This window comes from Cellulomonas biazotea, from assembly GCF_004306155.1.
GTDB lineage: Bacteria > Actinomycetota > Actinomycetes > Actinomycetales > Cellulomonadaceae > Cellulomonas > Cellulomonas biazotea.
Window position 1 is genome coordinate 1 of record NZ_BIMR01000262.1, and the last position, 4,083, is coordinate 4,083.

The 4,083-nt window shown below is 73.6% G+C and carries 6 protein-coding genes; 1 reads left to right on the plus strand and 5 read right to left on the minus strand.

What is annotated here, in order from left to right:
* The 3 genes from CBZ_RS15770 to CBZ_RS21865 form a co-directional block, all read right to left on the minus strand.
* On the minus strand, positions 1–462 hold a 462-nt coding region (locus tag CBZ_RS15770), incomplete at its 3' end, for a PCRF domain-containing protein (protein WP_130782449.1).
* A gap of 184 nt (positions 463–646) precedes the next feature.
* Positions 647–859: a 50S ribosomal protein L31 gene (gene rpmE, locus CBZ_RS15775; protein ID WP_130782450.1), complete on the minus strand. Its 213-nt coding sequence runs from the start codon at positions 857–859 to the stop codon at positions 647–649.
* 152 nt (positions 860–1,011) lie between these two features.
* Entirely contained in the window at positions 1,012–1,152 is a 141-nt protein-coding gene (locus CBZ_RS21865) for a hypothetical protein (protein WP_246013481.1), read from the minus strand.
* A gap of 469 nt (positions 1,153–1,621) precedes the next feature.
* On the opposite strand from CBZ_RS21865, the gene CBZ_RS21025 reads away from it, so the two are divergent.
* Complete coding sequence (locus CBZ_RS21025; RefSeq protein ID WP_165446808.1) at positions 1,622–1,795, plus strand: hypothetical protein; 174 nt, start codon at positions 1,622–1,624, stop codon at positions 1,793–1,795.
* A gap of 99 nt (positions 1,796–1,894) precedes the next feature.
* Here the strand turns inward: CBZ_RS21025 and CBZ_RS15785 are convergent, their stop codons facing one another.
* Together CBZ_RS15785 and rho are read right to left on the minus strand one after the other, a co-directional pair.
* Positions 1,895–2,233: a TfoX/Sxy family protein gene (locus CBZ_RS15785; RefSeq protein WP_130782451.1), complete on the minus strand. Its 339-nt coding sequence runs from the start codon at positions 2,231–2,233 to the stop codon at positions 1,895–1,897.
* 212 nt (positions 2,234–2,445) lie between these two features.
* Positions 2,446–4,083, minus strand: a 1,638-nt coding sequence (rho, locus tag CBZ_RS15790) for a transcription termination factor Rho (RefSeq protein WP_130782452.1), incomplete at its 5' end; no start/stop codon positions are given.

The following is a 4,083-nucleotide window of genomic DNA, read 5'->3' on the forward strand; positions in this document are numbered from 1 at the left end:
CCCGCCGAGGCCGGACTCGGTCGACTCCAGGACCTGCGTCGCCCAGCCCATCCGCTCGGCGTACCGCGTGTACATGCGCAGCAGGTCGCCCGCGAACAGCGCCGACTCCTCGCCGCCCTCACCGGCCTTGATCTCGAGGATGACGTCGCGCGCGTCGTCAGGGTCACGGGGCACGAGGACGTCGCGCAGCCGGGCCTCGGCCGTGCGGGCCGCCTCCCGCAGCGCGGGGAGCTCGGCGGCGAAGGCGTCGTCGACCTCGGCGAGCTCCGCGGCGGCGTCCGCGTCGTCGGCCGCCGACCGCCACGCGCGGTAGGCCTGTGCCACGCGGCCGAGCTCGGCGTAGCGGCGGCCCAGCCGGCGGGCGAGCCCGGCGTCGGCGTGCACCGCGGGGTCGGCGAGCTGCGCCTCGATCTGCGCGTGCTCGTCGAGCAGCGTCTGCGCGGCGGCGTAGGCCTCGCTCATGGGGGTCCTCCTGGGCGTGACGGCCACGTGCGGGTTCTCCGGTGGTCCGCGCGACCGTCACGGACCGGCGCGCCGGGACCGCGCCGACCCGCGCGGGACCCGGACAACGCAGCAGCGCCGGTACCCGTGCGGACACTGCCATGGAGGGCAGTCGTCCGCGCCGGGCACCGGCGCTGCGAGGGTGCTAGTTGGCCTTCTTGCCGTAGCGCGCCTCGAACCGGGCCACGCGGCCACCGGTGTCGAGGATCTTCTGCTTGCCCGTGTAGAACGGGTGGCAGGCGCTGCAGACGTCGGCGTGGATCTTGCCGTTCGTCACCGTCGAACGCGTGACGAACGTGTTCCCGCAGGTGCACGTGACCTCGGTGACCACGTACTCCGGGTGGATGTCAGACTTCACAGGGCTTCTCCTTGTTGGGGTGTCCCCGGGTCCCGGCGCGCTGCGCGCACGGGTGAACCGCAGACCAACAGTCGATTGTGCCAGAACGACGGCGAGCCCCGAAATCTTCCCGGCCGGACGGCCCGACCCGAGCGCGCCGTCCACCCGCCGGCTCAGGACGAGCGGACGAGCGTGCCGATCTCCTCGCCGGACTCGTCCCGCACGACGAGGTCGTCGCCCTCGACCTCGGCGGTCGACGCGCCCGAGAGCCAGGTGTCGACGCCCTCGCACGCCATCGAGGTGATCGCGAACACCCGAACGTGACGTCGCCGTCCTCGCCCTCGGACCAGTCCCCGCTCATCCGGTTGCACCCGTCGCTGCCGGTCGCCGTGCCGTCCTCGGCGAGGACGAGGTGCGGCTCCCCCTCGGCGTCCTCGCCCCACGTCCCGACCGCGTCGACAGGCTCCTCGCCCGCCGCGCACCCCGCGAGAAGCCCGCACGCGAGCCCGACCACCATGACGCCCACTGCCGGACGCCCCCACCCGTACCGGTTCATGCCGGGCACGCTAGCAGCGCGCCCGGCATGCCGCCCGGCGTGGCCCCCTCCTCGGCGTCCGCTTTGCCGGGTGCGTATCGCCGCTGGTCAGGACGCTCTAGGGATGCGAATCTCACATCGTGGATTAGTCGAGGTCGCCCCAGGCCCACCCCTCACGCCGCGGCGCGCGCGGGTGGAGGATGCGAGCACGAGCACTCACGAGGAGCTGAGCACCAATGACGGTGTGCATGCACGTCTTCCGCGGCAACCCCGACGGCAAGACCCCTGACCCCGGTACCTCCACCCTGCGCACGGCGACCTGCGTCCGCTGCGGGCGACGTCGGACGTACCAGCAGTTCTGGCCCGGCCGCACGACGGCCCGGATCGCCGCACCGGACGCGTTCCACGTGCCCCGGGGGTGACGTGCCCGCACGGTCCGCCGCCCACGTGGGCGAGGGGCCGTGCCTGCCGGGCGCGGTGGGGTGAGCACGGCGATCAGCTCGGCGCGCGACCGTGACGGGTCAGGCGTCCTTCGCGGGCAGCGACCCCGCGTGCGCGAGGCCGACGTCGACCCAGTGGTGCAGCTCGTCGTCGTCGGCGACGACCCCGGGCTCGACGAGCAGCCAGCCCACGAGCGCCTTGCCGCGCATCTCGAACGGTCGCGCCCCCGGCTCGGCGAGCAGCCGCTGCGTGTCGTCCGGCGGGACGCGGACCATGAGTGCGCCCTGACGTCCGCTCACGCCGACGGCCATGTGCCCGCCGACGAGGAACGCCACCCCGCCGAACATCCGCCGCTCGACGACCGGCACGCGCGCGCCGACGACCTCCCGGACCCGTCCCACCAGCAGCTCGTCGACCACGTCGCCTCCCGACCGTCCGACCGCGCACCCGCGTCGTTCGCGCACCGAGCCGCTCGTCACCGACCCGACGGAAACAGCCTGGCACCAGCCGCCGACACCGGGGGGCGGCGACTCTCGGGCGACGAGGGTGCGGCCCGGCCGCACCGGCGCTCCGCGCGACGACGGCCCCGCCTCCCTCCGGGGAGCGCGGGGCCGTCGTGGCGTGCGGTGCGTCAGACCGTGCGGCCGACGTCGCCGTCGCCGATCGCGTTGCCCGGCGTCGTCTTCTGCACCTGGAGCAGGAACTCGACGTTCGACTTGGTCTCGCGGAGCTTGCCGATGAGCAGCTCGATGGCCTGCTGCTGGTCGAGCGCGCCCATGACGCGACGGAGCTTGTAGATGATCTTCAGCTCGTCGTGCGACATGAGGATCTCCTCGCGGCGCGTGCCCGACGCGTTGACGTCGACCGCCGGGAAGATGCGCTTGTCCGCGAGCGACCGGGACAGGCGCAGCTCCATGTTCCCGGTGCCCTTGAACTCCTCGAAGATGACCTCGTCCATCTTGGAGCCGGTCTCGACCAGCGCCGACGCGAGGATGGTGAGCGAGCCACCGTTCTCGATGTTGCGCGCGGCGCCGAAGAACCGCTTCGGCGGGTAGAGCGCGGACGCGTCGACACCGCCCGACAGGATGCGGCCCGACGCCGGCGCGGCCAGGTTGTACGCGCGCGACAGACGGGTCAGCGAGTCCAGCAGCACCACGACGTCCTGGCCGAGCTCGACCAGGCGCTTCGCACGCTCGATCGCGAGCTCCGCGACGATCGTGTGGTCCGACGCGGGGCGGTCGAAGGTCGAGGCGATGACCTCGCCCTTGACCGTCCGCTCCATGTCCGTGACCTCCTCGGGGCGCTCGTCGACGAGCACGACCATGAGGTGGACCTCGGGGTTGTTCGCGGTGATCGCGTTGGCGATCTGCTGCATGACGATCGTCTTGCCGGCCTTCGGGGGCGCGACGATGAGGCCGCGCTGGCCCTTGCCGATGGGGGCGACGATGTCGATGACGCGCGGCGTCAGGCGCGTCGGCTCGGTCTCCAGGCGCAGCCGCTCCTGCGGGTACAGCGGCGTGAGCTTGGTGAACTCCGGACGCTGGCGAGCCTCGTCGGGCGAGAGGCCGTTGACCGAGTCGAGGCGCACGAGCGCGTTGAACTTGCTCGGCCGGTTGCCCTGCGGCTGCTGCTCGCCCTCGCGGGGCTGGCGGACCGCGCCGGTGATCGCGTCGCCGCGGCGCAGGCCGGACTTCTTCACCTGGTTGAGCGAGACGTACACGTCGCTCGCACCGGGCAGGTAGCCCGACGTGCGGACGAACGCGTACGAGTCGAGCACGTCGAGGATGCCCGCGACGGGCAGCAGGACGTCGTCGTCGGTGACCTCGATGTCGTCGAGGCCGGCGACGTCCGGCGCGCCCGTGCGGCCACGGCCGCGCTTGCGGTCCCGGTCGCGGTAGCGGTCGCGCGAGCGGCGACGGCGTCCGCCGCGCTCGTCGTCCTCGTCGAACTGCTGGTTCTGCTGGTTCGGCTGACGCTGGGCGCCCTGCTGGGCGGTGCCCGCCTGCTGGCCGGTGCCCTGCGCGGTGCCGGCCTGCTGACCGGCGGCCTGCTGACCGCGACCCACCTGCTGGCCCTGCTGACGGGCGTCGTCGGCGCGCTGGTCCTCCGGGGCGCCCTGGCCCCGGCCGGAACGACGCGACCGACGCTCGCCGGTCTCGCCGCGGGCGGGCCGGTCGTCGCGCTGCTCGGCCGGGGCGAGGCGGGCGTCGAGCGCCGCCTCGAGGCCCGCGAGGGCGTCCTGGCGGGGGCGCTGCTCGCTCTCGGTGCG